Source organism: Bacillus cereus group sp. BfR-BA-01309 (genome assembly GCF_022664315.1).
Taxonomy (GTDB): domain Bacteria; phylum Bacillota; class Bacilli; order Bacillales; family Bacillaceae_G; genus Bacillus_A; species Bacillus_A mobilis.
Genome location: NZ_JAKUHE010000005.1, coordinates 45,373 through 70,371, shown reverse-complemented (window position 1 = coordinate 70,371; position 24,999 = coordinate 45,373). Strand labels below are relative to the sequence as shown.

Here is a 24,999-nt window from a genome sequence, read left to right as displayed (position 1 = left end):
TGGATAGTATCTAAACTACAAGCTTTTTCTTGTTTATTACTTCCACCAAATCCAAGCCCAAAAGTAATTTCGTATATTTCGAGGAGTAATGCGTATAAAACGTTCCCCGTCAAAGAAGCAATTTAAATTTGGAAGTGTTTCATCTGGATTTTCTGAAATAAAGGTGACGATATTTTCATTGCTTGTAACGGTTACTGTAATTGGTGGGTCGGTAGGTGAAACTTGAAGTTGTAATGAAATATTCGCCGTGTTTTTAAATTCATTAGTAACAGGTGGGCTTTTCACTTGAACTGTGAATAATACGATAATTGTTTCGTCTGGTTCCAAATTAGCAGCGACTAGGAAACCGATATTTGGATTCGCTAGTGGAGAGCGTTCGCCGTTAATAAAGACAGTGCCGTTCATAAATTGTAAACCTGCTGGAATGGTATCTTGTAATGAAACATTTGAAAGTGAAATGTCAGAAGTATTCGTAATACGCACCGTATAATCAAAATATTGGTTTAAATAAGCGGAGCTGACGGAAGCATCTTTCACTACTGTTGCAGTTATAACTTGAACTGGTATACGAATGATATTTGAATTAACAATGAAAGTAATAATTGGAGCCTCTGGTGTCAATTGGAAGGCGGCTGTGACAGTAGCGGAATTGATAATTGTGCTGTTTGAAGGGATAGAAGAGACGAGAACGTTAAATGTTATCGTTGCTACTGAATCAGCTGGTAAAGCACCGATATTCATACCAGTGTCTGGACGGACATTTGGAACTGGAGTACCGTTAATTTTTACGCTGTTTTCTATAAATGTTGTACCAGCTGGAATAGTATCTAAAACGGAAGTACTGATTGTAGGAATTGGGGAACGATTAAATACTTCTAATGTGAATGTAATCATATCACCTATAACGGCAATAGATGTGTCAGTTGTTTTGTTAATACGAACCATAGGATCAACTACTGTTGTTGTAACGACATTGGTTTGCTTTGTAATTGTAATAGGTGGTTCATTCGGGTCAATGGTAACGGTATAGGAAACAGAAGCATCGTTATTAATTGCTGGTTGAAGAGTTGTAGGAGATATTGTTACTTGGAAAGTAATGATAGTAGATGCATTAGGAGCAAGGTTTCCTAATGTAATACCATTTTCAGGATTCGCATTAGGCTGATTGATTCCGTTAATCGTAACGCTGCCCGTAACGAAGGTAGTATCTACTGGTGCGGTGTCTATGGCAAGGATATCTTCAATAGTCACATTACCATTATTCGTAATTGTAATTGTATACGTTATAGTTTGACTAGGTAATGCATTCGTAGCATTAACAGACTTTATGGCAACGACATTATCATTTTGGACAGTTGTTGTGACGGTATTTGTTGTAGTTGTATTTGTGACAGGTACGTTATTAGGGTTGACTATATAGTTAAAGGTAGTAATGGCTTGGTTGGTCAGTTCATTTGGAGTTGGGATAGAAGTCACGGTTACTTGGAATGAAGCGATAGCATTTCCGCCAACAGTTATAGAACCAATTGGTATACCACTTACTGGATTAACTCCCGGAAGAGTTTCTCCGTTTACAACAACGCTATTCTCTACAAACGTAGTACCTTGAGGAATCATATCTTGAATGATTATATCATTTGCTGCAACATTACCAGTTTGATTGAGTGTAATCGTATACGTTAACGTGTCACCGACTGTTGCAAATGCAAGGTCAACAGCTTTATTACTATTTAAATTTGCATGATGAATTGCTGTTACGGCAGCTGATGAAAGAATAGTTTCGGTAATAGGCGGCTGGTTTGGTATCGTGTATTGGTATTCAATTGTACTCGTGTTAGAGATTGGATTTGTTTGCGGAATCGAAGTAACTCGTACTTGGAATAGAATAGTTGCTGTCGTATTAGGCGGAATGTTATCAATTTGTATCCCGTTAAGTGGATTGTCATTTGGGCGAGCAGTTCCATTTACAATAACACTATTCTCTATAAAGCTCGTATTTGATGGGATGATATCTGTAACAATAATGTTTTCTACTTGTATATTCCCATTGTTTGTGATGGAAATTGTGTAAGGGATAATCGTTTGTAGATCGGCATATTGGATAGGCGTTGTTTTTGTTGCAATTACATGAGCTGAAATAACTTCAGTGAAGGTAATATTACTAGTCGATATTTGTTCTTCGCCACTAATTGTATAACGAGAAGTTGATTGGTTTTGGATACGACTGCTAGCTGGAAGAGATACCACAGTAACAGAAAACGTGACTGGGATAGAAGCGTTAGGAGCAATCGTTCCTACAAGTATACCGGCACTTGGGTTCGCGTTAAGTTGAGGAATATTGTTTACTAAAACGCTACCGTCTATAAAGGTTGTTCCATCAGGTATATTGTCTGTAAATACAACAGCAATAGCATCTGTGTTTCCTATATTCGTTAAAGTTGTTGTATAAGTTAAAATGTCACCAATCGTTACAGAAGTTAAATCAACAGTTTTCAGTGAAACGATATCAGCGTCGTTAATTTGAACGAAAGTAGTATTGGAAGTAGTGGATTTTTGAATTGGTGCAAAGTCAGGATTGAAAATAAAGTCGTAGACGATGTTTGCAGTATTAGGCGTTGGATTTACAGCTGGTAAATTCGTAACGGAAACTTGAAACATTATTGTAGTCGCTTGACCTGACGCAATATTAGGAATGGAAAATCCGATATTTGGATCTGCTGCAGGAAGTACAGTATTGTTAACCGTGACACTTCCTGGAATAAATACTGTTCCATCTTCTATAGTATCTGTAAAAAAGATGGAGTTAGTTGCAGTGGATCCGTTATTTTGAATGAATACTGTATATTCAACGGTTTCATCAATATTTGCTAATACTTTATTAGCGGATTTTGTAGCGATAAGAATAACATCAATAAATTGTATATTTGTAGTATTGGAAGAGGTCGTTTCTGAAATTGGTGGTGCGCTTTGTTCCGGTTGATATTCATAGTGAATGACAGCGATATTATTAATATTATTTTGTGATGGTATAGAAGTTACATTTACTTGGAACGTAACAATAATCGTATTGTTTGGAAGAATGATATCAAGATTGATACCGGTACTTGGATTTTCATTAGGTCTTGGTATGCCATCTACAAGGATGCTATTTGGAACGAATGTGGTGCCAGCGGCAATTGCGTCAATTAGGAGAGTATTTGTAATAGGTACTGTACCAGCGTTTGTAACGGCGACTGTATACGTGATGATTTGACCGATGCGTGTAATGGATCTATTGGCGGATTTAATTGCACTAACATTTGCTGTCCGCACTTCAGTATTTACTGCATTTGATAACGATCTACGCTGAATAATAGGAGAACTAGGGTCAATTTGGTATTCATACGAAGTGTCTGAAATGTTAATGACTGTGTTGCCGGAAGGGATACTTGTAAGTTGTACTTGAAATGAAATAGTGACTGTTTCATCTGGTTGTATCGTGCCGAGAGTTACTCCGTTTTCAGGGTTCGCACCAGGCTGAATTACATTGTTTATTGATAAGCTATCTTCAATGAATATAGTACCCTCTGGAATATTGTCAATGAACACAGTATTGTTAGCTGGAATAGTTCCTATATTTTGTAGTGTATTTGTGTAAGTGATATTTTGCCCGATGGATACGAAAGTAACATTCGCCTGTTTAACAGAAATAATATTTGCATTTTGAAGTGATGTTGTAACGATATTAGAATTTGCAGAGCGATTCACTGGTGGAGCTGTAGGAATACTTACATATTGGTAATTTGCAGATGATTGATTTACAATTTCGGTTTCAGTTGGTGGATTATTTGTTTGTACTTGAAATAGTATTGTTTTGGAACTGTTTGGTGGAATCGTTCCAATTGATATTCCGTTTTCTGGATTTGTACCAGGCTGAAGTACACCGTTAATTGTGACACTGTCTGGAACGAATGTAGTCCCAGCTGGAATAGAATCTGTAAAAGTAATATTTATTGCGTCAACATTTCCGGTATTTTTCACTTCAGAAATATAAAGTATAGTTCCGCCAATATCTACAGTTATCGGATTAGATGTTTTTGTGATTGTCAATTGTGCTTGCACGAAATTTGTAATGACTATATTACTTGTAGAGGTTTCGGTAATTGGTGGTTGCCCAGGATTTGGTTGAATTGCATATGTCGTAGTAGACTGGTTTGTAATAGAATCTTGCGAGAATGAATTATTAATAAGAATTTGGAACGAAATAAGGTGAGTAGCGTTTGCTGCAAGATCAGGCAAAATAACACCTGCATTGGGATTTGCACCAAGTATCGTTGTTCCATTAAGTGTAAAACTATTTTCTACGAATGTAGTACCAGCTAAAGTGGAATCTAAAAATGAGAGGTTCGTGGTCGGGATATTTCCGCTATTTTCTAGTGTTATCGTGTAAGTCAAAATATCGCCAGTTGTTGCTTGCTGTGTGTTTACTGCTTTTAAAGAAATAATAGTTGCATCCGAAATTTGTGTGAAAGCTGGATTAGAAGTAATGGTTCGAGAGATGATAGGAGCAGTTGGATCGGCGATAAAAGTATAGTCAATACGGGCTATATTAGAAATTGGATTCACACTTGGAATGGATTGAACGATCACTTGGAATGTGGCAGTGACGATTTCTGAAGGTGCAATGGAATTTAATGAGATCCCTACGCTTGGATTGGCACCTGGAGCTGAAACGCCATTAATGGTTACACTATTCGGAATAAATGCAGTTCCTTCTGGGACTAAATCTGTTAAAGTAACTGTATTTGCAGTTGTATTCCCGTTATTTTGAACGACTACAGTGTAAGTGATAGTACCGTTAGTAGACTGTACGAGGGAATCTGTATTTTTAATTACAGATAGCGATGCATCAACGACAGTTGTACTAACAGTATTAGATGAAGAAGTTGCTGTAACTGGAGGTTGACTTGGGTCAACAATATACGTGTAACTTGTAAGTGCTTGATTTATAATCGCTCCTTGCGGCGGAATAGAACTTGCAAAGAATTGGAATGTAATCGTAGCAGAATCACCTGGTGCGATAATACCAACTGGAATACCGAGAGTTGGACTTGCAGTTGGAAGTGAAATCCCGTTAAGCGTAACACTATTTGGAACAAATAATGCCCCTTCAGGGACTCCATTAATGAGTAATACAGAATTAGCAGGGAAGTTTCCAGTATTCGTTAATGTTGCTGTATACGTAATGATATCTCCGATAGATACAATTGATCGATTTGCTTCTAAAACAGTTGTAACAGTCGCGTTATTAATTTGTGTGGAAGCACTATTAGAAGTTATTGTACCTGTAACAGGAGGAGAAGTCGGATCAACTATAAATTCGTATTGAATAGATGCAACGTTTGTAATTGGGTTCGAAGGTGGAGTAGATGTAACGATGACTTGGAACGTAACGGTTGAGGAACTACCAGTATTCACAGTTCCGATATTCACTCCGTTATTTGGATTGGCACCTGGGATGGTACTTCCATTTACAGTGAAACTATTTTCAACAAAAGTCGTTCCTACTGGAATCGAATCTGAGAAATTTACATTCGTAGCGTTTGTATTGCCGCTATTTTGAAGTAAAACTGTATAAGTGATCGTGTCTCCGATATTCGCAAAGGCTGTATTAGCAGTTTTTACAGCTGAAAGCGTTGCTGAATTAATAGAAGTAACGAAGACGTTCGTTTCCACATTGCCAGGCTGAGCTTGTAATGCATTTCCTACGTTATATTGGAAGTTTACAAATCCTAAGTTTTGGAGTTCTGTTGTGAATGTTGTTGGATTGCTTACGATTTGAACTTGGAATATGATTGTTACCATTTGATTTGGAGTGATTGTATTTATACCAACGCCATTAATAATAGAAGCGGAAGGTAATGGAGTACCATCAACAATAACTGATCCTGCAACAAATTGTGTCCATGTCGGTAAAGGGTCTGAGAAGATAACATTGTTAGCGGAAATATTTCCCGTATTTGTAATCGTAGTTGTATACGTAATCGTATCACCGATTGTTGCAAAAGCTTTATCACCTATTTTAATCGTGTTTAAAATTGCGCTTTCGATTTTTGTGGAAATGGTAGTAGAAGTAATGTTTTTTGAAATAGGAGGATTAGCTGGATTGACAATATGTTGGAAACTAACGCTAGCTTGATTGGTAATTGGATTTATAGGCGGAATTTCATCGGCATTAATATGAAATGCTACGATGACAGATTGGTTTGGCGCGATATCGCCAATTGGAACGCCTGTAATGATATTTGCATTTGGGATGCTAGTTCCGTTAATTGTAAAGCTATTCGGTTCAAAGGAAGTTCCATCTGGAATCAGGTCGGTAAAAATAACATTCGTCGCACTAACATTTCCGCTATTTGTTATTGTAACGGTGTAGACAATATCTTGCCCGATATCCACTGTTGCCACATTTGAATTTTTTTGTGCGGTAAGGATAGCGCTATTAATTTGTGTTGTCGTTGTATTAGATTGATTGGAGGTTGTAATAGGTGGCTGGCTAGGATCAACGCCATAATGATATGTGGTAGAAGCAGCGTTAGAAATGGGGTCAAGTGTTGGAAGTGTAGCAACTGTTGCTTGGAAAGTAACGATGGCCGTATTACCACCAGGAATGGAACCGATATTTACACCGGTAGATAAATCGGCATTTGGGATGGTTTGCCCATTAACTGTGAAACTATTCGGAACGAAAGTGAGATTGCTATTAAGAATATCAATAATGGTTACATCTGTAGCGGTCGTATTCCCGGTATTAGGAAGGTTAAGTGTAAATGTTATTGTATTACCAACATCAGCAAAAGTAAGATCTGCTGTTTTTGTACTAATAATATTTGCGTTGTTTATTTGAAGAAGTGTCGTGTTGGAAGTAGCTGCACTCGATACTGGCGGATTCCCTGGGTCCACAGTAAACGCATAAGTCGTGGATGCTATATTTGGTGCTGGATTACTAGGTGGGATGCTGTTCACTGTAACTTGAAAGACGATACTATATATTTCATTTGGTGGAAGTGCTGCAAGTAATACACCTGTATTTGGATCCGCATTAGGTTGTAAAATGCCATCGACAGTTAATGTGTTAGGAACAAATGTGAGTCCACTTGATAATACATCTGTGAATACAATATTAATTGCATCCGTATTTCCTATATTTGAAATAGAAGTAGTGTAAAAAACAGTTTGCCCGATATCTGCAAAGGATACATTTTCATTTTTCGTCATGGATAATATAGCTTCTTTCATTTGCGTTGAAACAGGATTACTAATTGAAGTTTCTGCATCAGGCGGCGAGACTAATTGATACGATGTTGATGAGAAATTTACAGCGGGGTTTTGTGTTGGTAAAGAGGTAACAGTTACTTGGAACGAAACATTTACTGTATTCCCAGCTGTTATAGGGCCGATATTTACACCGTTCGATGGGTCCGCACCGCTTTGAGGAATGCCATTAATAGAAAATGAGTTTGCAATAAATGTAGTTCCGCTCGGCGCAGTATCTGTGAATATAACATTTTGTGCGGATGAGTTTCCGTTGTTTGTTAAAGTAACAGTATAAGTGAGTATGTCTCCGATATGGCCAAATGGCTTATCAACTTGTTTTGATGAAAGAATGGTAGCGGTATTAATAGTAGTAAACACTGTATTTGAAGTAGCAGTTCTTGAAACAATTGGTGCATTTGGATCGGCGATAAATGTGTAAGAAGCAGTAGCGGAATTGGCAATAGGATTTTGGGCTGGTGTAGAAGTAGCGGTAACTTGAAATGCTATAGATATTGAGCTGTTAGGAGCAATTGATCCAATCGTTATACCTGTATTAGGAGTAAGGCCAAGTTGTGTGATGCCATTTATTGTGACACTATCGGAAACGAACGTTGTGCCGTCTGGAATAAGGTCAGTGAACGTAATATTCGTTGCATTTGTATTGCCGTTATTCGTTAAAATTGTTGTATAGGTAATGGTATCACCCAGTGTTACAAGTGTTTGATCGACCGATTTTATCATCGTTATCATAGCATCTAGTACAGGGTTTGTAACGATATTCGTTGAAGTAGAAGTAGTAGCAGGAGCTGAGCTTGGATCAACAGTATAAGAGTATAAAATCGTATCATTACCCATAATCGAACTTGAAGGTGGCACTGAAATAACATTTACTTGGAAAGTAACAGTTACTGTTTCACCAGGAGCGATATTTGGTATAGTTACTCCAAGTGCAGGCTGTGCACCAATTTGCTGAAGACCATTGATTGTGACCGAATTTGGTATAAATGTAGTGTTAGCTGGAATAGCACTTGTGAATGTTATATTCGTTGCTGGTGTATTACCGGTATTTGTAATCGTAGTTGTATACGTAATTGTATCTCCGACAGAAATAATGGATTTATCGGCACTTTTTGTAGTTGTTAATATAGCACTCTTAATTTTTGTTGAAACTGTATTAGATATATTCGTTTGTGATACAGCAGGTTGGCTAGGATCGACCACATGTGCAAACTGTACAGAACTAAAATTCGAAACTGGATTTATGCTTGGAATGTTTGTTACAAGTACATTTATCGTAATAGCAACCGTACTACCAGGGTTTATATTTCCAATCTGAATCCCGTTCCCGGGATTTCCAATTTGCTGCGCACCAGAATCATTTACAAGAGTACCAGATATAAATGTCGTTCCATCAGGCAAAATATCTGTGAAAATTATATTTTGTGAAGTGACATTTCCGGGGTTACTTAATGTAATCGTATAAGAAATGGTATCGCCAATCGTTGCAAAAGTTTTATCTACAGATTTAACGAGTGCAATTTCCCCAGCATTTATTTGTGTCGAAACAGAATTAGATGTCGTATTTCGTGAAACAAGTGGTAAATTAGGTCCTGTCATAAATTGATAATCAATGGAAGCACCGTTTACAACTGGTGAATTTGGTCCTCCAGGTCCGATTGTAAAAATAGGATTTGGGATACTAACTACTTGTACGCGGAAGGTAACGTTTATAAAATCTCCTGCAATAATATCCCCAATGGGTATCCCATTCGCTGGATTTACTCCAGGTAATAAAACCCCACCTACTCGAACGCTATCTGCTATAAATATTGTATTATTTGGAATTGAATCTGTAAAAATGATATTAGTAGCAGTTGAGTTTCCTATATTATCTAATAAAACTGTATACGTTAAAAATGAATTTCCAGGTGCTATATCAGAAAATAGACGATCCACGCTTTTTGTTGCTTGGATAATTGCTTCGTTAATTTGCACTAAAGTTGGATTACTTGTAGCTGTTTCTGTTACCGGCGGCTGGGTAGGATCCACGATGATAGAATATGTTGTGCTAGATTGATTTAAAGTTGGATTTGTAGCTGGTATTGAGCCGACGATCGCTTGAAAACTAATTGTTGTTGTTCCAGCAACTGGAATTGCGTCTAAAGAAATTCCGCTATCTGGTCTAAATCCAAGTTGTGGGATCGTATTAATTTGTACACTATCGGGCACGAATGAAAGTTCAGGTGGTAATATATCGATAAAAACAGGTGTGTTAGCGGTAGTATTTCCGTTATTAGTGAGCGTAGTTGTATACGTAATTGTATCTCCAACAGCGGCAAATGCACTGCTCGCAGTTTTTGTTGCGATAACGGAGGCAGTATTTACTTGTGTAAAAGTCTTATTGGATTTAACGGTGCGTGAAACAGGCGGTTCATTTATATCAACAATAAAGCTATATTGAAGAGATGATTTGTTAGGAATTGGATTAGGATTAGGAATTGTTGTAATGTTTACTTGAAAGCTGAGTATAACTGATGCATTTGAATTTATGTTACCGATATTGATACCGTTTTGTGGATTTGCATTAGGGATGGTTGTTCCATTTACTGTAAAACTATTTGGAATAAACGTCGTACCATTTGGAATTAAATCTGTAAAAATAACATTGTTTGCAGTAGTGTTACCGGAATTAATAATGGTAGAAGTGAAAGTAAGTGTATCTCCAATAGTAGCGAATGTAGAATTGACAGTTTTATTTATAGATAGAGTAGCATCAATAATTGGAGTAACCGTCGTATTTGTGATTGTATTACCAACAGCAGGCGATTGGTTTGGATTCACGGTATATTCATAATTTACAAGAGCATTATTTGTTAATGTGCCACTAGGTGGTATCGCTAAAATTTGTGCTTGAAAAGTAATGAATACAGTATCTCCGGGCGGAATATCTGCTAAGTGAATACCAAGTGATGGGTCTAATCCTGGCTGAGGAACATTATTGATAGTTACGGAATTTTGGACAAAGGATGCGCCTGCACCAAGTCCATCCGTTAAAACAGTTGCACTAGCAGGGATATTTCCTGTGTTCGTAACTGCAATCGTATAAGTAACGATATCTCCAATTGCAGCGTTCAGTGTGTTCACTGATTTCGTAGCGATAATCGTAGCGTTGTTAATTTGAGTTGTTATTACATTACTTAGCGCATTAGCGGATGCTGGAGGTAAGTTCGGGTTTACGACATATTGGTATGTTGTGTTACTTTGGTTCGGTATTGGATTTGTATTCGGGATGGAATTTACTTGCACTTGGAATGAGATGGTTGTATTTGCATTCGGGTTTATTGGATCGATTGCTATGCCACTTGCTGGATTTACATTAAGGAGTGTATTCCCATTTACTGTTACACTATTTGGAATAAAAGATGTCCCGCTTGGGATCGCATCGGTAAATACTATATTTGATGCAAGTGTGTTTCCGTTATTCGTTAAAGTAGTCGTATACGTAATAATATCATTTACGTTCGCAAACTGTTTATCAGCAGATTTTGTAGCGGTAATAGAGGCATTATTAATAGTTGTCTGTACAGTGTTAGATGCCACCATCTGCATGACAGTTGGTTTGGATGGGTCGTACGTGTATTGGAAAGTAGTGCCTGATTGATTTGTAATTGGATTTAAAGCAGGAATAGTTGGTACAAAAACTTGGAATACAACAGTACGTGATGAATTTGCTCCTATCGTACCAATAAGAATGCCGTTAGCAGGATTTGCATTTGCTATAGGGACACCGTTAATCGTTACAGTGTTAGGAAGGAAGATAGTACCAGCTGGAATGATATCTGTAAACGTTACACTAGAGGCGGGGATATTGCCATTATTACTTAAAACTGTTGCATAAGTTATGACATCGCCAACATCAGCGAAATTTGTGCTCGTTAGTTTCGTAGCAACAATATTAGCGTTATTAATTTGTGTAGCTACGATATTGCTAGTTGCATTTCTAACAACAGCAGGTAAATTTGGATCTGCGATAAAACTATATAGAAGTGCAGCACTGTTTTGAACTGGATTTGGTGAAGGTAAACTATTTGCACTAATTTGGAAAACAATTGTTGTAATGCCGCCTGCTGGAATCGTACCAATTTGAAGACCGACACTTGGATCCGCACCTAGCTGTAAAGCGCCGCCTATAAAAGTACTATTTGGTACGAGAGCTGTGCCAGGGGGGAGTATATCGGTAACGACTACATTATTTGCTGGAGTATTTCCAGGGTTAGCTAGGGCAATTGTGTATGTGATCGGTTGCCCAACATCTGCAATAGTTAAATCTACCTGTTTGACAATAACTACATTTGCTAAGTTGATTTGTGTACTTACAGTGTTACTTAAAGATGTTTCTATAGTTGGTGGGTCGCCTGGATTTAAAATAAAGCTATACTGTGTACTAGATGAATTTATTGTTGGGTTTTGTGTGGGTAAAGAGGTGACAGTTACTTGATAAGAGACGGTAAGTGAGCCGTTAGCAGGAATGGAAGGTAACGGAACACCGACATTTGGATCGGCGTTATTTTGGAGTACACCATTAATAAGGAAAGTGTTTGGGTTAAAGGTAGTACCGTCAGGATTCGTATCAACGAAAGTAGGACTATCAGCGGAAACACTTCCTGCATTCGTCAAAGTAACGGTATAAGTTAATATATCTCCTACGGTAGCAAACGCTCGATCCACTGCTTTGTCTGAAATGACATTTGCGTCATTCACTTGAGTAAATGTAGTGGTTGAAGTTGTGTTCTTACTTACAGGTGATGCATTTGGATCCACGATAAAGTTATAGGCAATAGAAGCGCTATTTGAAATAGGATTTGGATTTGGTATGCTAGTTATTAATACTTGGAATGAAGCTGTGATTGTAGTACCGCCATTAATACTACCAATAGTAATGCTAGTTGGTGTAATGCCTGGCTGAGTAATGCCATTAACTATGACACTGTTCGGTACAAAGGCAGTACCATTCGCAATTGAATCGGATAGTACTACATTGTTCGCCGTAACATTTCCATCGTTTGTAAGAGCAAAGGTATAAGTTAATACATCTCCAACTTCCGCAAATGTTTTATCTACAGACTTAGTAGCGTGAAGATTTGCTAGTCTAATTGTTGATGTAACAGAATTAGAATTTGCTGTTTTTGAAGTGGGTGGCAGACTTGGATTTACAGTATAAAGATAAGAGGCGAAAGCATTATTAATGATAGGGTTTTGTGCAGTAAGATTGATAACTGTTACTTGGAAAGAGAGGGTAAATGTAGCTCCGCCAGGAATTGTACCAATCGGTAAAGCGACGAGAGAATCTACATTTTGCAAAACTCCGTTTAGTGTTACAGTACTAGGAGTCAATATCGTTCCATTTGGAAGTGGGTCTGTTAGTTGTACGTTAGTTGCAGCTGTATTTCCACTGTTTGTAATAAGAATTGTATAACTGATTGTTTCGCCAATTGTAGCAAATTGTTTATTTGTTGATTTTGTTAATGTTAAATTCGCATTGTTAATTTGAGTGGAAACGAGATTAGAAGAAATGTTTTTTGTAGTGGGTGATTGGCTAGGATTGACGGTATATTGATAAGAAGCACTTGAACCATTAGATACGACATTTGACGCGGGTATTGTGTTTACTACTACTTGAAATGAAACATTTTTTGTTGTGCCAGTTGGAATAGATCCTATATTCACACCAGTAGCGGGATTTGCACCCACTTGTGTCGTGCCATCTATTGTTAAACTGTTAAGGACGTAAGTTGTTCCGGTAGGAATGACATCTGTAAAAATAACGTTGTTCGCATTCGTATTACCTGTACCTGTAAAGGAAACGGTGTACGTTAATGTATCACCAATATCTGCAAAATTTTTATCTACTGCTTTTGCCATAGTTACAGTAGCGTTATTCACTTGAGTAGATACGATGTTGGTCGTATCAGTCCCACTTACTGCCGGCTGATTTGGCACAGGAATGTATTGATAAGTTGTTGTACCACTATTTAATATTGGATTTGTTTGCGGGATAGAAGGAACGAATACTTGAAATGAAACAGTAGTCGTAGAATTAGCAGCAATAGATCCAATTGATATACCAGTAGCGGGATTTGCACCAGCTTGAGTAACTCCGTTAACAGTTACACTTCCTGGAATGAAAGTAGTCCCGCTAGGAATCGGATCTGTATATAAAACGTTCGTTGCGGCGATATTCCCTATATTAGCTAAGGCGATACTATAAGTTAACGTTTCGCCAATATCGGTAAAGATTTTGTTAACTGATTTTGTACCATTAATATCTGCGAGGTTAATTTGTGTTCCTGCAGAGTTGCTTGTTGCAAGACCATTAAAAGTCGTTCCACCGGCAATTGGTGTATATTGAAATGTAATATTAGCAGTGTTAGAGATAGGGTTTTGGCTTGGAAGAGAAACGACAGTTGCTTGGAAAGTTACTGTACGAGAAGCGCTATTATTAATTGTTCCAAGAGATATACCAGCAGCGGGATTTGCATTTGTTTGAGGTACGTTATCTATCGTTACAGTGCCAGGTATAAAGGAGGTACCGTTAGGAAGACTGTCTATAAAAATAACGTTATTGGCGGGAAGAAGCCCGGTATTAGGGATAGTAACGGTATAAGTGAGAACATCTCCAATTGCAGCTACGCTTTTATTCACGCTTTTCGTTGCTTGTATGTTAGGCGAGTTTATATTAATTTGTAATCCGACTGTATTTAACATATATGCATCTCCGTTAGTTGTTAAACGGATTGCGGCGGAGACTTGGGAATTTGTTAAATAAGGAGAAATATCAATAGAAGTAATGTCCCAGCCTTGCCTTCCAGCGGAGATATTTGTACTTGTAGAAGCGCTTTGATTTCGTGTTCCAAATGTCCCTGTTGTATCTAAATTTCCGGCAGCGTTATTTACTTGAGAACCGAAGAAATTATTTACAGCATTATTTGGCCCGGATAATGCATTTAATGAACTGAAATTGGGTCCAAATAATGCTTGATCCCCAGTTAAATCAGCATCCCCTTCAGTAGAACTTATAAATAATCTCCCGCTTACAGGTCCTCCAGCAGGTGTTAAAAACCCTGAGACAGATACATCTGCACTACCAGTTTCTACAGATACACGGTTACCAGCTACGTAAATTGTTAAATTTCTTGCGGGTAAGGAACCGTTTTGATAAGCGACAATGAGCGTCCATCCAGAAGAATTGATAGCTCCGTTAGAAGCATCTAAAGGATCAACAAGTCCAGGGACAGAGCCGGTTGTATAAGAGCCAGATCCTCCAGCTTGAACGAGGGATGTTACATCTGCGGAACGCGTATAGAATCCAAATGTGACAGATCCAGAAACGAAGGTTTGATTAGAAGCTGTAACGGTTGAAGGGGTAATTGAGTATGTTGACACAGGTGTTGTAAAAGAAACAGGGTTTCCTAATACACTCGTAATATTTTGATCACGAGATAAGTAGTTTCCACCCCAAACAAGTTCTGCATAAAGAATAGTACTACCAGCAGGGATATTTAAAATAGCGGTAGAACTATTTTGTGTATAGTTTAATGTTGTACCCGCAGGAAAAGTAGTTACTTGTAAAGCGGTATTCGTAGTTGCGAATGCACCAATTGCCCCGATTGTACCAGCACGGTTTAGATTACTAATTTTACTTAAGCCTAAAGTATTTCCTGTAATAGCAAGTGCGCCGTTAGTGGTGGTAGAAAATCGATTCGTAATCGGCATGTTGTCACCTCATTTACAATATAGTCTTGGTCAAAATAGGATATGTGTGTGACAGATAAAGTGAAACATGTACAAGTTGATTTGGTAATAATGATTTAAATGTCTAGATAAGGGGATGGAATATGCTTGAATTGGAAATCAGGGTGGAACGTCTTAAGGAAGAACAAATAGGCGATATTGTAGAATTATCTTCTTATATTGGGTGGGATTATAACAGAGAAGAAATTGAGACTATTTTTGATTCAGGTATCGTATATGGTGTGTGGAATGAGAGGGAGAAACTGATTGCTAGCGCGGCAATAATATTATATGGGGAGAAATTAGCGTCTATAGGAATGGTCATTGTACATCCGGATTATAAGGGGAGAGGGATTGGAAAGACAATAACGAATTCATGCATTAAGAGCGTATCGGTTCAAACTCCCATTATGCTTATTGCTACGGATGAAGGAAAGCCGTTATATGAAAAACTAGGATTTAGGGCAGTAAGCTATGTTTCTAAATACATATGTAACTCGTACAATGTGAATGATTACTGTGTAGGAAATGAAGATTATATGATGAATTATGAAGAGTGTGATTTAGAAGAAATAATAAAATTGGATGAGTGTGCGTTTGGAACAAATAGAGAAGAGTTTTTAACGAAAAGAATGATGCAAGGTGAACAGTGCATCGTTGTAAAGGACAAGGAACAAAATGTATTAGGTTATGGTTTAAGTATACAAACATCAGAAAATAAAATAATAGGTCCAGTCGTTGCTAAAAATGATGAAATGGCAATGCGAATTGTTCATCATTTAGCAAGAGAGCATAATGGTAAATTAAGAATGGATGTACCAGAAGGAAAGAATGGTTTCATGAAAGAATTAGAGATTACTGGTTTTCAAAAGGTTAATACACCACCAATTATGATGAAAAATAGCGATAAATTATTAAGAAGGAGTAATGAACTGTATAGCATTGCAGCACAAGTTTTTGGGTGAAAAAAGAATCCTTTCGTGAAAAGGATTCTTTTTTATAGCCAACTTAATCACGATATTGATCATGAATAGGTTCAAAAAGGTCTTCCTCGACATCTCTAACAACTGAAAAATGATCAACATTATAATGTCCATGTAGAGTTTTATTATGATGACCGATGATTTGCTCTGCAGATAATACGTCGGAATCAGTTGTGGAATGACCGTTTTTAATTAATGTAACGTCAAATCCTTGTACAGTAGCTGTTCTAACAGCGGTGTCGATGCAATGTTCTGTTTTACATCCACCGATAACGATATGGTTAATTTTTTCTTCTTTCAAAAGTTCGAGTAAAGAAGTGCCATAGAATGCGTTTGTTGCTGCTTTATTAATAAGGATTGCAGACTGAGGTACTTTAATTTCATTATGTACTTCAAATCCTTCTCCGCTGCCAGAAGCAACATCGATATCTCTTACGAAAACAATAAGGGCATTTGAATCTATCGCTTTCTGTACGGCTGTATTTAGTGTAGATAATAACTCGGTTTTACGAAAAACTTCATTTTCTTGTTCATTTCCATCCATTAATTCTTGCTGCGCATCGATAATTAATAGTGCTTGTTTCATCGTGTCTCTCCTTTAATATGAAATAAGTGCCACTATATATATTCATTCAGATTGTAGAGGAATCCTCTATTGTCTACGAAGTAGACGATAGATTTACAAAGTTGTCAAAGAAATTTCATTCTCATAGCGTGTAAAAACATGTATGATAAGAAGTGGAGAATTTTTGAGTAGGTGGGAATAACATGCAAACAGTAGAAGATTATCTTTCATTCTTACATACGAAAGGATTTAAACTATCAGAGGAAGCGCAAGGGTTTATTATGTTCGGACAAGGATATACTGGCGCATCTGATGGGATTGTGAACGTGGCAATAGAAGCGACAATTAAACATCAATTACAGTTTGATGGGAGTTATTTTGTTGCGTTATTAGAACGATTGAAAGAAGAAGAAATTACAGATAAAAAAAGCGCTAAGGCTTTTATGCGGAAGTTACAAGCGTAACTTCACGCAGCCTGCGCTTCTTTTTTTGTTTTGGAAGGTAATTCAACAAAAATCATGCCTAGAAAAATACATAAGCATCCGATAATAGCAGAAATAGAAAGTTGTTCGTTTGCCACGAGTACGCCTGTTAAGGCAGCAAAAACGGGCTCCATTGCAAAAATGATTGCTACTCTCGTTGGAGACGTATGTTTTTGTGCTGATGTTTGAATGAAAAAAGCAATGGATGTCGCAAATAGGGAAGTTAAAAATAGAGCAAATAAAAAGGAAGAGTTCGTCCATAGTGCTACTGAAAATAATTTTTCCCAATCTTCAAACAAAAAGGCGCAAATAGAAGAAAACATGCCGACAGCTAATACTTGCGACGTGCTTAACAATAAAGGTGATATTTTCTTAGAAAAGAAGCCGTTAACGAGAATATGAGCAGCAAAAGCAACTGCACAACCGAGAACGAGTATATCTCCAATGTTTAATTGAAAAGAATCACCAGCCGTTAATAAGTATAAACCTGCTGTTGCTACAGCAATACCAAGTACGATAAAAATGGTAGCTTTTTGTTTTAAAAAGATAAAAGACAAAATAGGCACCATAACGATACTAAGCCCTGTTAAGAAACCTGCTTTTGAAGAGGTTGTATAAAGTAAGCCAAATGTTTGTAATACATAGCCAACACATAAAAAGAATCCAACGATTAATCCAGCGAGGCTACTCTGTTTTATATCTTGTTTTGTAGTTTTTTTTGCGAAAATCATTTGAACGAATAATAAAATAATTCCAGCGAATAAAAAGCGAATACCATTAAAGGTAAATGGACCAACGAAAGACATAGCATTTTGAACGACGACAAATGTAGCTCCCCAAATAAAAGAGACAAATAATAAAGCAAGAGGAGCAATCCAATCTTTTTTCACACTCATACCCCCGTTAATTTTGTAAGATAGCTTTTCTAGCTAATTCATCAGCTACTTTATTTTGACTACTTGGAATCCACTTAATAAAAAAGAGATCGAAACTTTTTATGTACTGCAGTGCCTCCTCTAATAGTGGTGCAAACATTTTATTTTTTGCGTATTCTTTTTCAACAGCTCGCTCGACAAGTTGCGAATCTGTACGAAAAGAGACAATGTTATAATTATGCTCCGTGCAATATTTTAATGCCGCAAGTAAAGCGTGGTATTCTGCTTCATGATTGGACATTGTCCCAAGGGGCAATGATAATTGTACAGCTGGTTGCACCCCTTTAATAAATACGCCTGCACCAGAAGGACCAGGATTTCCTTTTGATGCACCATCAATATATACTTCAATCAAAATGAGAAACCTCCAAATGATAAGATGATCCCCTACTTATATGTTTCCTTTTAAGTAGGGGATAGAGTAACTTAGCCGATTGTAATACTATAACGACATGTAAATGTTTCATTCGCTTGTAAAGATTGGATTCCTTTTTTTTCCTTGAAATCTTTTGCTGGATTTACTTCATCAGCAATCCCGTACCAAGGTTCAATACATAAGAAAGGTGCGTTTTCCCCTGGTGTCCATACGCCGACAAATGGGAACCCGTCAAATTCTACTTTTACAAATTTATTATGTTTATGAGAACGAATAGAGATTTCATCCGTATTCATATTTTCAAAAATAAGCGCATCATTTTTGAATAAATCGTATGTAAGTGGTAATTCATTCGTATTTTCAGTGATTAATTGCTTTTTACTTGAAAGGTAAGGTCCTTCTAGTACGCTTGTTTCTAAGCGTTCAGAACCATTAAATGATAAATGATAATCTGTAAATGATTCGCCCTCTAATAAGGGGAAGTTGAAACCAGGATGTGCTCCGATTGAGAAGAACATCTCTTTTGAAGTAGGGTTATTTACTTCATATGTTACATGAACGATTTGTCCGTCCAGCTCATAAGAAACGAGTAATTCGAATTCGTATGGGTATTTTTTTAATGTTTCTTCATTACTAGTTACAATATAAGTGATTTTCGTTTCACTTTGTTCTTTTACAGAGAATGTAAGATCACGAGCAAAGCCGTGTTGTGTTAAAGAATATGGTTCACCATCTACGTAGTATGTATTATCTACTAATCGGCCGACAATTGGGAATAAAATTGGTGCGCGGCGCCCCCAATAAGTAGAATCGCCTTGCCATAAATATTCAGTGTTATCTTCTTTTAAGCGAACGCTTTGTAATTCTGCACCTTTGTCAGAAATGGAAACGATCACTTTTTCATTTTGAATTGTTGCTGTCATGAAGTGAAACCTCCTAAAACTTTCATATGTTTTATTATACGTTGTCTAAAAGAAAAAAGGTAGTTAATGATAGGAATCTATTGACGAAAGGGAGTGTATTGCGTAGAATATAATCTTGTTGCTTAAAAAACGAATAACGTGGTTCGAAACCATCCCACGTAAAAAAACTAAGGAGATTTTGTCATGAATATTAGAACATTAGTCGGTAATGGTATTTTAGCGGCATTATATATTGCTGTTTCTATGCTTATTCAGCCATTTGGCTTTACGAATGTACAGTTTCGTATTTCAGAGATGTTTAATCATCTTGTTGTATTTAATAAGAAAGCAATTTACGGAATTGTATTAGGTGTATTTTTAACAAATCTCTTTTTCTCACCAATGATCGCTTACGATTTAGTATTTGGAGTAGGGCAATCTATTCTTGCATTAGTTGCAACGATTATTTCTATGCGATTTATTAAAGGTGTTTGGGCTCGTATGATCTTTAATACAGTTATTTTTACAATTACAATGTTTATGATTGCAATTGAGCTTCATCTTGCATTTGATTTACCATTTATGTTGACTTGGTTAACGTGTGCCATCGGTGAATTTGTTGTCATGGCAATTGGTATGCCTGTAATGTACTGGATTAATAAACGAGTACAATTTGAAAGATTTATGTAATAGATGAAAGAGCTATTCCTAAAGGGATAGCTCTTTTTATGTGTAATCACATTGAATATAATACTGTGACTCTTGATAAAATATAATAAAATAAAGTGAGGCTTTCATTAGCTGGTTACATAAAAGAAGTCTTATATAAGGGGAATCTAGTATGAAATATAAAATTCATTGGTTGTATAAAACGAAGCACGGTTTGCAGACGGAATTAACGACAGATTATATGAACATAGAAGATGTACTGCAATTTGCAGAGGATTTCGAGAAAACAGGAAGAGTGAAAGAACTATCATTTTATGATGAAATGGATGCAGAATGGTCATTAAAGGAAATGAAAAAGCTGAGTAAGCAAGTGGAGGAAGAGCTACAAGAAATACTCGTTTATTTTGATGGCGGGTATGATGTACAAACGAAAGAAGCTGGGGTAGGTATATGTGTATACTACAAAAAAGGGAATAAACAATACCGAATTCGCCGTAATGCATATATTGAAGGTATATATGATAATAATGAAGCGGAATATGCATCATTACTATATGGTATGAATATACTCGAGGAATTAGGAATTAAGTATGAAGCAGTTACGCTTCGTGGTGATTCGCAAGTTGTACTGCAGCAATTGGCTGGAGAATGGCCTTGTTATGATGAGCATTTAAATCATTACTTAGATCAAATTGAACAAAAAGCGAGGCAAATGAAATTAAAACTTGTATGTGAGCCGATATCTAGAAAACAAAATAAAGAAGCGCATCAATTAGCTACGCAAGCATTAGAAGGAACCGTCATTGATAGTCATAAAGAAATAACCGAATAGAGAGGTGCAAAGGTGGATAAAAAGCAACTCATTACAGAGGTAAATGACTTATTAGAAACGTATTGTGAAGGGTGTTTTCTGCGAGAACATAATCGAAAGACAAATAGTAAGTATTATGCTCATTCCTTTTGTATCAGGCAATGTACAGTGGGAGAAACATTAAAAAAGTATGGGGAACAGTTGTCATGAAAAAACATCCAGAGAAAGTTCTCTGGATGTTTTTTAGTGTCTTGCTTCATTTAATTGATGCTCGCATTTACTTAATTTCTTTTCTTCATTCATTAAAAATGGCTCATCTAAATCTGTTGCTACAGATTTCATAATCTCAAGCTGAGAACGAGCGGCTTCTACTGCAGTAGTAGCATGCTCTAATGTATCTGGATCCATTGAAATTGTCGCTGATCCTACCATTTTTTGTGCTGTTTCTACACGGAATTTTACTTCTTCAAAATCATTTACTTCTGATCCCATTATTACTTCCTCCTTTGTATATTGCGCATTTCACATAGTTTTTGCTCTGTAAAACGGAAATATACAAAGGAATAACAAAGGAGGTTACCAAGTAAGGTAACCTCCTGTTATATGTTGGATTAAAGTTTTACTACGTTAGCAGCTTGAGGTCCGCGGTTTCCTTCAGTAATGTCGAAAGATACTTCTTGACCTTCTTCTAAAGCTTTGTAGCCGTCACCTTGAATAGCAGAGAAATGTACGAATACATCGTCAGCGCCTTCCATTTCGATAAATCCAAAACCTTTTTCGTTGTTAAACCATTTTACTTTTCCTTGCATGTTACAATTCCTCCTAAAAACATTTGCTTTTTTCATTTAGTGAAATTCATTTGAAAGATAATATAAACTAAAAATGCTATAATCTTGAATATTCTGCTAAATGATTAATTTAAATATACACGAATTGGTAGAATTTAGTCAAGTAAGCGATTTTATTTTTTTGTATTTTTAAATAATTTTTCAACCAGATTTTTAAATAGGTATAGGACAGGCCGAGTATGTAATATTCTTAATTGAATGCTATACATAATGAGGTGAAAGAAAGAATGAATGAGTCTTATTTATTAGATAATGAAGGAATGCGAACGAGAACGGACATACCAAATTGGGTCACAAAAGAATTTCAAAAATTTTCGAGCGTCGTGCTAGAACCAACTTTCCCGTGCTATTTCGGCTTAACAGCTTTGAAAAAGAATGAACTTCGTTATTCATTTCTCTCTCATAATGATTGGAGTCATTTGCCACATACAATGTTATCTTTTTTAGAGTTAATGAAAGAGCGACCAATTGTAAGAAGAGGATTTTTTCTTTTTGTGGAACCGGAATGTGAGGAACAATCACTGGAATATTATCGTGATTACTTTTGGAAAGTACTACAATATTTACATGAAAACGATGATCAAACATGGCCGAAGCAAATTCCTGAAGACCCAGACCATTACTTATGGGAATTTTCATTTGGTGGTGAACCGATATTCGCATTTGGAAATGCGCCAGCTTATAAACAAAGAAAAACTAGGCATTTAGGAAATTCTCTCGTTATTGGGTTTCAACCACGCACCATCTTTGATGGATTAGAAGGGGATCGTCCTAAAGGAGCATATTCAAGACAAACGGTCCGAGATCGAGTTGAAAAGTGGGATCAGCTGCCGAAGCATCCTAACATTAGTCATTATGGTGATCCAGATCATCGGGAATGGAAACAATACTTCATAGGAGACGATGTAGAGCCGATAAAAGGAAAATGTCCTTTTCTTCATAAGTTAGAAAAATAAGAGCCATCATCCGGATGGCTCTTTTGTATATTTTGGATAAAAAAGGGTATTTTAGTAGTAAATATTTTGATGAAAGCTAGTCTATTTTTAATCATTACATCATTACTTAATAGTAAAGGAAGTAGAAAGGATAGAGCGATGTTTGGAGCGATTATACAACAAATTGTATTAGGTATTTCATTAGCTGCGCCGGTAGGTCCGATTAATATTGAAATGTTAAAACGAGGAATTGAACGAGGTTTTTGGCATGCGTGGGTTGTTGGAATTGGTGGAATGACTGCAGATATTTTGTTTATGCTTCTCATTTATTTCGGTTTATCTTCTGTGTTTATGTATACATATGTACAAGCTTTTATGTATTGCACAGGTTTTTTCTTATTATTTTATTTAGGATTTCAAAGTGTAAAACAAGGAATTTCCCACACGAATATGGAATATAAAAAGGAAGAGGTAGGTGGCCTTAAACAATCGTTTATGGCAGGTTTTTTAATTGCGATATCCAATCCATTAAATCTTGTTTTTTGGTTTGGAATATACGGAAGTACACTTAGCTCATTGCTTACGAAGGTAACGAAACAAGAAGCCTTTTTGTACAGTCTTTGTATTATCGTTGGCATTATTTTATGGAATTTAAATATCGCTTTTTCTGTCCATTTTGGCAGGACGTTATTAAAGCAAAAAGCACTTGGCTATATAACAGCCGGAGCAGGTATTATTTTAGTAGGATATTCTATCCATTTTGCATACAAAGCTTTACAGTTGTTCACATAAGATTGAAGGGGAGATTTTTATGTATCGAACCACTATTGACGGAAAAGAAATTATTATTACGCTAGCACCAAAAATCCGAAAAGAAATTACTGATAGGAATCCACTATATGAAGCGGTATTTCATAATGCAGCAAGATTACTACAAACAAAGCAACCGACGTTTGCAGTGAATCATGAAATATTTGGGCTCATTATTGGAGAGGTTCAAAGAGGAGAAGTAACAGTGTTTGCGGTGGAACACATTATTCCGAAGCAAAATATATTTGGATCGAATAATTTTTTCTCGACAATAGAGCAACAGGCAAATTTGTAAAGTGAATCGAATAAGAATAAAATAATAGAAATAGTCGTAACGATATGTTGCGGCTGTTTTTTTGGAAAAGGGGGAAGGAAAATGAAGAGAGTGGGGAAAGAGTTCTTTTTACAACATGATATCGTTATTATGTATAGTATTTTATTTATTTTCATCATTATTTTAAAAATGCAATTATTCGCATGGATCGGTATGTTAGCGTGTTTGTTTGGGATTGTTTTTTATATGCTTAACGAATATATGACACATCGATTTTTATTTCACTTAAAGCCACCAAAAAACGTATTTTTATTAAAAATGTTAAGAAGATTACATTATGATCATCACGTATATCCAGATGATTTAAAACTATTATTCTTGCCTGTATGGTTTAGTATACCTAGCTTTACTATATATTTACTTATATCATACGTTATAACAAAAAGTGTTACTATTACACTTTCATTTGGAATCGGAATGATTATCATGCTTCTCGTTTATGAATGGAAACATTATATCGCACATAAGCCAATTCGTCCGTTCACAAAGTTTGGGCGCTGGCTAAAAAAACAGCACATATTACACCATTATAAAAATGAAAAGTTTTGGTTTGGTGTTTCAAATCCAGTATTCGATTTCATATTTGGAACGCTTAAAGATGGAAAAGACGTTGAATTAAGCGAAACAGCTCGTAATTTAGAAAAAGAGAAAAAGACAGAAGTAGTGCGATAAGCACTACTTCTGTCTTTTGTTTTAATGAGCCTCAAATTTTGACTAGTATGAGATTGCGGTACGTAAATTTTATGCTGAAAAAGTATATTAAAAATTTAGGGGAAAATGCCGAAAAATGTCTATCGAAAAATCTTTGCAGGAATGTATGGATTGTCTAAAATGAAAATAAGTTTCTGAATATTTATAAAATTTAGTCTTTAGGTATGCAAGGGGGAATTGTATTTTTAGTAAGAGAGGGGATTGGATAATGAAACGAGATGATACGTCAGCACGTAAGTTACAAAATGAGGTGAATTATACAGAGGTCGTTCAGTCAGAAGAATTTCAATTGCTATTAAATACGAAAAAGAAGTTTATCGTTCCAATGAGTATTTTCTTTTTAAGCTTTTTTATTGCATTACCTATTTTAACATCGTATTCAAAGGTGCTCAATACACCAGCATTTGGGGATGTTACGTGGGCATGGGTGTTTGCATTTGCACAATTTATCATGACGTGGTCATTATGTATGATTTATAGCAAAAAAGCAGAATCCTTTGATAAACTCTCGCAAAAAATTCTGCAAGATATGCAAAAAGGGAGGGGCTGAC

17 protein-coding genes and 1 riboswitch are annotated in these 24,999 nt (G+C 36.4%); of the genes, 10 read left to right on the top strand and 7 right to left on the bottom strand.

Features of this window, described 5'->3' with window-relative positions; genetic code table 11:
* Window positions 1-36 precede the first annotated feature (36 nt).
* On the bottom strand, window positions 37-15,069 hold the full coding sequence (locus tag MR115_RS11300; protein WP_242241283.1) for a DUF11 domain-containing protein: 15,033 nt from the start codon (window positions 15,067-15,069) through the stop codon (window positions 37-39).
* Window positions 15,070-15,191: 122 nt separating this feature from the next.
* Between MR115_RS11300 and MR115_RS11295 the strand changes: the two genes are divergently transcribed.
* Entirely contained in the window at window positions 15,192-16,052 is an 861-nt protein-coding gene (locus tag MR115_RS11295) for a GNAT family N-acetyltransferase (RefSeq protein WP_242241281.1), read from the top strand.
* 43 nt (window positions 16,053-16,095) lie between these two features.
* On the opposite strand, the gene MR115_RS11290 is transcribed toward MR115_RS11295, so the two are convergent.
* Window positions 16,096-16,656: a cysteine hydrolase family protein gene (locus MR115_RS11290; RefSeq protein WP_242241279.1), complete on the bottom strand. Its 561-nt coding sequence runs from the start codon at window positions 16,654-16,656 to the stop codon at window positions 16,096-16,098.
* Window positions 16,657-16,838: 182 nt separating this feature from the next.
* On the opposite strand from MR115_RS11290, the gene MR115_RS11285 reads away from it, so the two are divergent.
* Complete coding sequence (locus MR115_RS11285; RefSeq protein WP_001195213.1) at window positions 16,839-17,099, top strand: DUF6123 family protein; 261 nt, start codon at window positions 16,839-16,841, stop codon at window positions 17,097-17,099.
* Window positions 17,100-17,101: 2 nt separating this feature from the next.
* Here the strand turns inward: MR115_RS11285 and MR115_RS11280 are convergent, their stop codons facing one another.
* From MR115_RS11280 to MR115_RS11270, 3 genes are all read right to left on the bottom strand, one after another.
* On the bottom strand, window positions 17,102-18,007 hold the full coding sequence (locus MR115_RS11280) for a DMT family transporter (protein WP_141434896.1): 906 nt from the start codon (window positions 18,005-18,007) through the stop codon (window positions 17,102-17,104).
* Window positions 18,008-18,020: 13 nt separating this feature from the next.
* Window positions 18,021-18,407 carry a reverse transcriptase-like protein gene (locus tag MR115_RS11275; protein ID WP_000573873.1) on the bottom strand — a complete coding sequence of 129 codons (387 nt, stop codon included), beginning with the start codon at window positions 18,405-18,407 and terminating at the stop codon, window positions 18,021-18,023.
* A 71-nt stretch (window positions 18,408-18,478) separates the two neighbouring features.
* A complete protein-coding gene (locus MR115_RS11270) occupies window positions 18,479-19,351 on the bottom strand; it encodes an aldose 1-epimerase family protein (RefSeq protein ID WP_242241277.1) in 873 nt (290 codons plus the stop codon).
* A 132-nt stretch (window positions 19,352-19,483) separates the two neighbouring features.
* A riboswitch (PreQ1 riboswitch) is annotated at window positions 19,484-19,528 on the top strand.
* Window positions 19,529-19,534: 6 nt separating this feature from the next.
* Here MR115_RS11270 and MR115_RS11265 point away from each other — a divergent pair.
* The 3 genes from MR115_RS11265 (at window position 19,535) to MR115_RS11255 (ending at window position 21,020) form a co-directional block, all read left to right on the top strand.
* Complete coding sequence (locus MR115_RS11265) at window positions 19,535-20,020, top strand: QueT transporter family protein (protein ID WP_001026467.1); 486 nt, start codon at window positions 19,535-19,537, stop codon at window positions 20,018-20,020.
* Between the two features lie 151 nt (window positions 20,021-20,171).
* Window positions 20,172-20,831 (top strand): ribonuclease H family protein, encoded by a 660-nt coding sequence (locus tag MR115_RS11260; RefSeq protein ID WP_242241274.1) that lies wholly within the window; start codon window positions 20,172-20,174, stop codon window positions 20,829-20,831.
* 12 nt (window positions 20,832-20,843) lie between these two features.
* Window positions 20,844-21,020 (top strand): zinc-finger domain-containing protein, encoded by a 177-nt coding sequence (locus tag MR115_RS11255; protein ID WP_000358801.1) that lies wholly within the window; start codon window positions 20,844-20,846, stop codon window positions 21,018-21,020.
* A gap of 33 nt (window positions 21,021-21,053) precedes the next feature.
* Here MR115_RS11255 and MR115_RS11250 read toward each other — a convergent pair whose 3' ends face one another.
* Window positions 21,054-21,302, bottom strand: coding sequence for a DUF2564 family protein (locus MR115_RS11250; RefSeq protein ID WP_000534395.1), 249 nt, complete (start codon window positions 21,300-21,302; stop codon window positions 21,054-21,056).
* Between the two features lie 119 nt (window positions 21,303-21,421).
* A complete protein-coding gene (gene cspB / locus MR115_RS11245; RefSeq protein WP_001161731.1) occupies window positions 21,422-21,619 on the bottom strand; it encodes a cold shock-like protein CspB in 198 nt (65 codons plus the stop codon).
* A 266-nt stretch (window positions 21,620-21,885) separates the two neighbouring features.
* Here cspB and MR115_RS11240 point away from each other — a divergent pair, with 266 nt between their 5' ends.
* The 5 genes from MR115_RS11240 to MR115_RS11220 all read left to right on the top strand — a co-directional run bounded on the left by MR115_RS11240 (window position 21,886) and on the right by MR115_RS11220 (window position 24,998).
* Entirely contained in the window at window positions 21,886-22,614 is a 729-nt protein-coding gene (locus MR115_RS11240; protein WP_097817795.1) for a YqcI/YcgG family protein, read from the top strand.
* 138 nt (window positions 22,615-22,752) lie between these two features.
* Window positions 22,753-23,385, top strand: a complete 633-nt coding sequence (locus MR115_RS11235) for a LysE family transporter (protein WP_000466561.1) — start codon at window positions 22,753-22,755, stop codon at window positions 23,383-23,385.
* 19 nt (window positions 23,386-23,404) lie between these two features.
* On the top strand, window positions 23,405-23,698 hold the full coding sequence (locus MR115_RS11230) for a hypothetical protein (protein WP_000286363.1): 294 nt from the start codon (window positions 23,405-23,407) through the stop codon (window positions 23,696-23,698).
* 81 nt (window positions 23,699-23,779) lie between these two features.
* Window positions 23,780-24,409: a sterol desaturase family protein gene (locus MR115_RS11225; RefSeq protein ID WP_242241273.1), complete on the top strand. Its 630-nt coding sequence runs from the start codon at window positions 23,780-23,782 to the stop codon at window positions 24,407-24,409.
* 247 nt (window positions 24,410-24,656) lie between these two features.
* Complete coding sequence (locus MR115_RS11220) at window positions 24,657-24,998, top strand: DUF485 domain-containing protein (RefSeq protein ID WP_097817793.1); 342 nt, start codon at window positions 24,657-24,659, stop codon at window positions 24,996-24,998.
* Window position 24,999 lies beyond the last annotated feature (1 nt).

Coding starts and splice junctions, on each gene's coding strand:
- MR115_RS11220 (WP_097817793.1), top strand. CDS start 24,657: ATGAAACGAGATGATACGTCAGCACGTAAGTTACAAAATGAGGTGAAT.
- MR115_RS11290 (WP_242241279.1), bottom strand. CDS start 16,656: ATGAAACAAGCACTATTAATTATCGATGCGCAGCAAGAATTAATGGAT.
- MR115_RS11260 (WP_242241274.1), top strand. CDS start 20,172: ATGAAATATAAAATTCATTGGTTGTATAAAACGAAGCACGGTTTGCAG.
- MR115_RS11250 (WP_000534395.1), bottom strand. CDS start 21,302: ATGGGATCAGAAGTAAATGATTTTGAAGAAGTAAAATTCCGTGTAGAA.
- MR115_RS11285 (WP_001195213.1), top strand. CDS start 16,839: ATGCAAACAGTAGAAGATTATCTTTCATTCTTACATACGAAAGGATTT.
- MR115_RS11225 (WP_242241273.1), top strand. CDS start 23,780: ATGAAGAGAGTGGGGAAAGAGTTCTTTTTACAACATGATATCGTTATT.
- MR115_RS11270 (WP_242241277.1), bottom strand. CDS start 19,351: ATGACAGCAACAATTCAAAATGAAAAAGTGATCGTTTCCATTTCTGAC.
- MR115_RS11240 (WP_097817795.1), top strand. CDS start 21,886: ATGAATGAGTCTTATTTATTAGATAATGAAGGAATGCGAACGAGAACG.
- MR115_RS11230 (WP_000286363.1), top strand. CDS start 23,405: ATGTATCGAACCACTATTGACGGAAAAGAAATTATTATTACGCTAGCA.
- MR115_RS11235 (WP_000466561.1), top strand. CDS start 22,753: ATGTTTGGAGCGATTATACAACAAATTGTATTAGGTATTTCATTAGCT.
- MR115_RS11265 (WP_001026467.1), top strand. CDS start 19,535: ATGAATATTAGAACATTAGTCGGTAATGGTATTTTAGCGGCATTATAT.
- cspB (WP_001161731.1), bottom strand. CDS start 21,619: ATGCAAGGAAAAGTAAAATGGTTTAACAACGAAAAAGGTTTTGGATTT.
- MR115_RS11295 (WP_242241281.1), top strand. CDS start 15,192: ATGCTTGAATTGGAAATCAGGGTGGAACGTCTTAAGGAAGAACAAATA.
- MR115_RS11300 (WP_242241283.1), bottom strand. CDS start 15,069: ATGCCGATTACGAATCGATTTTCTACCACCACTAACGGCGCACTTGCT.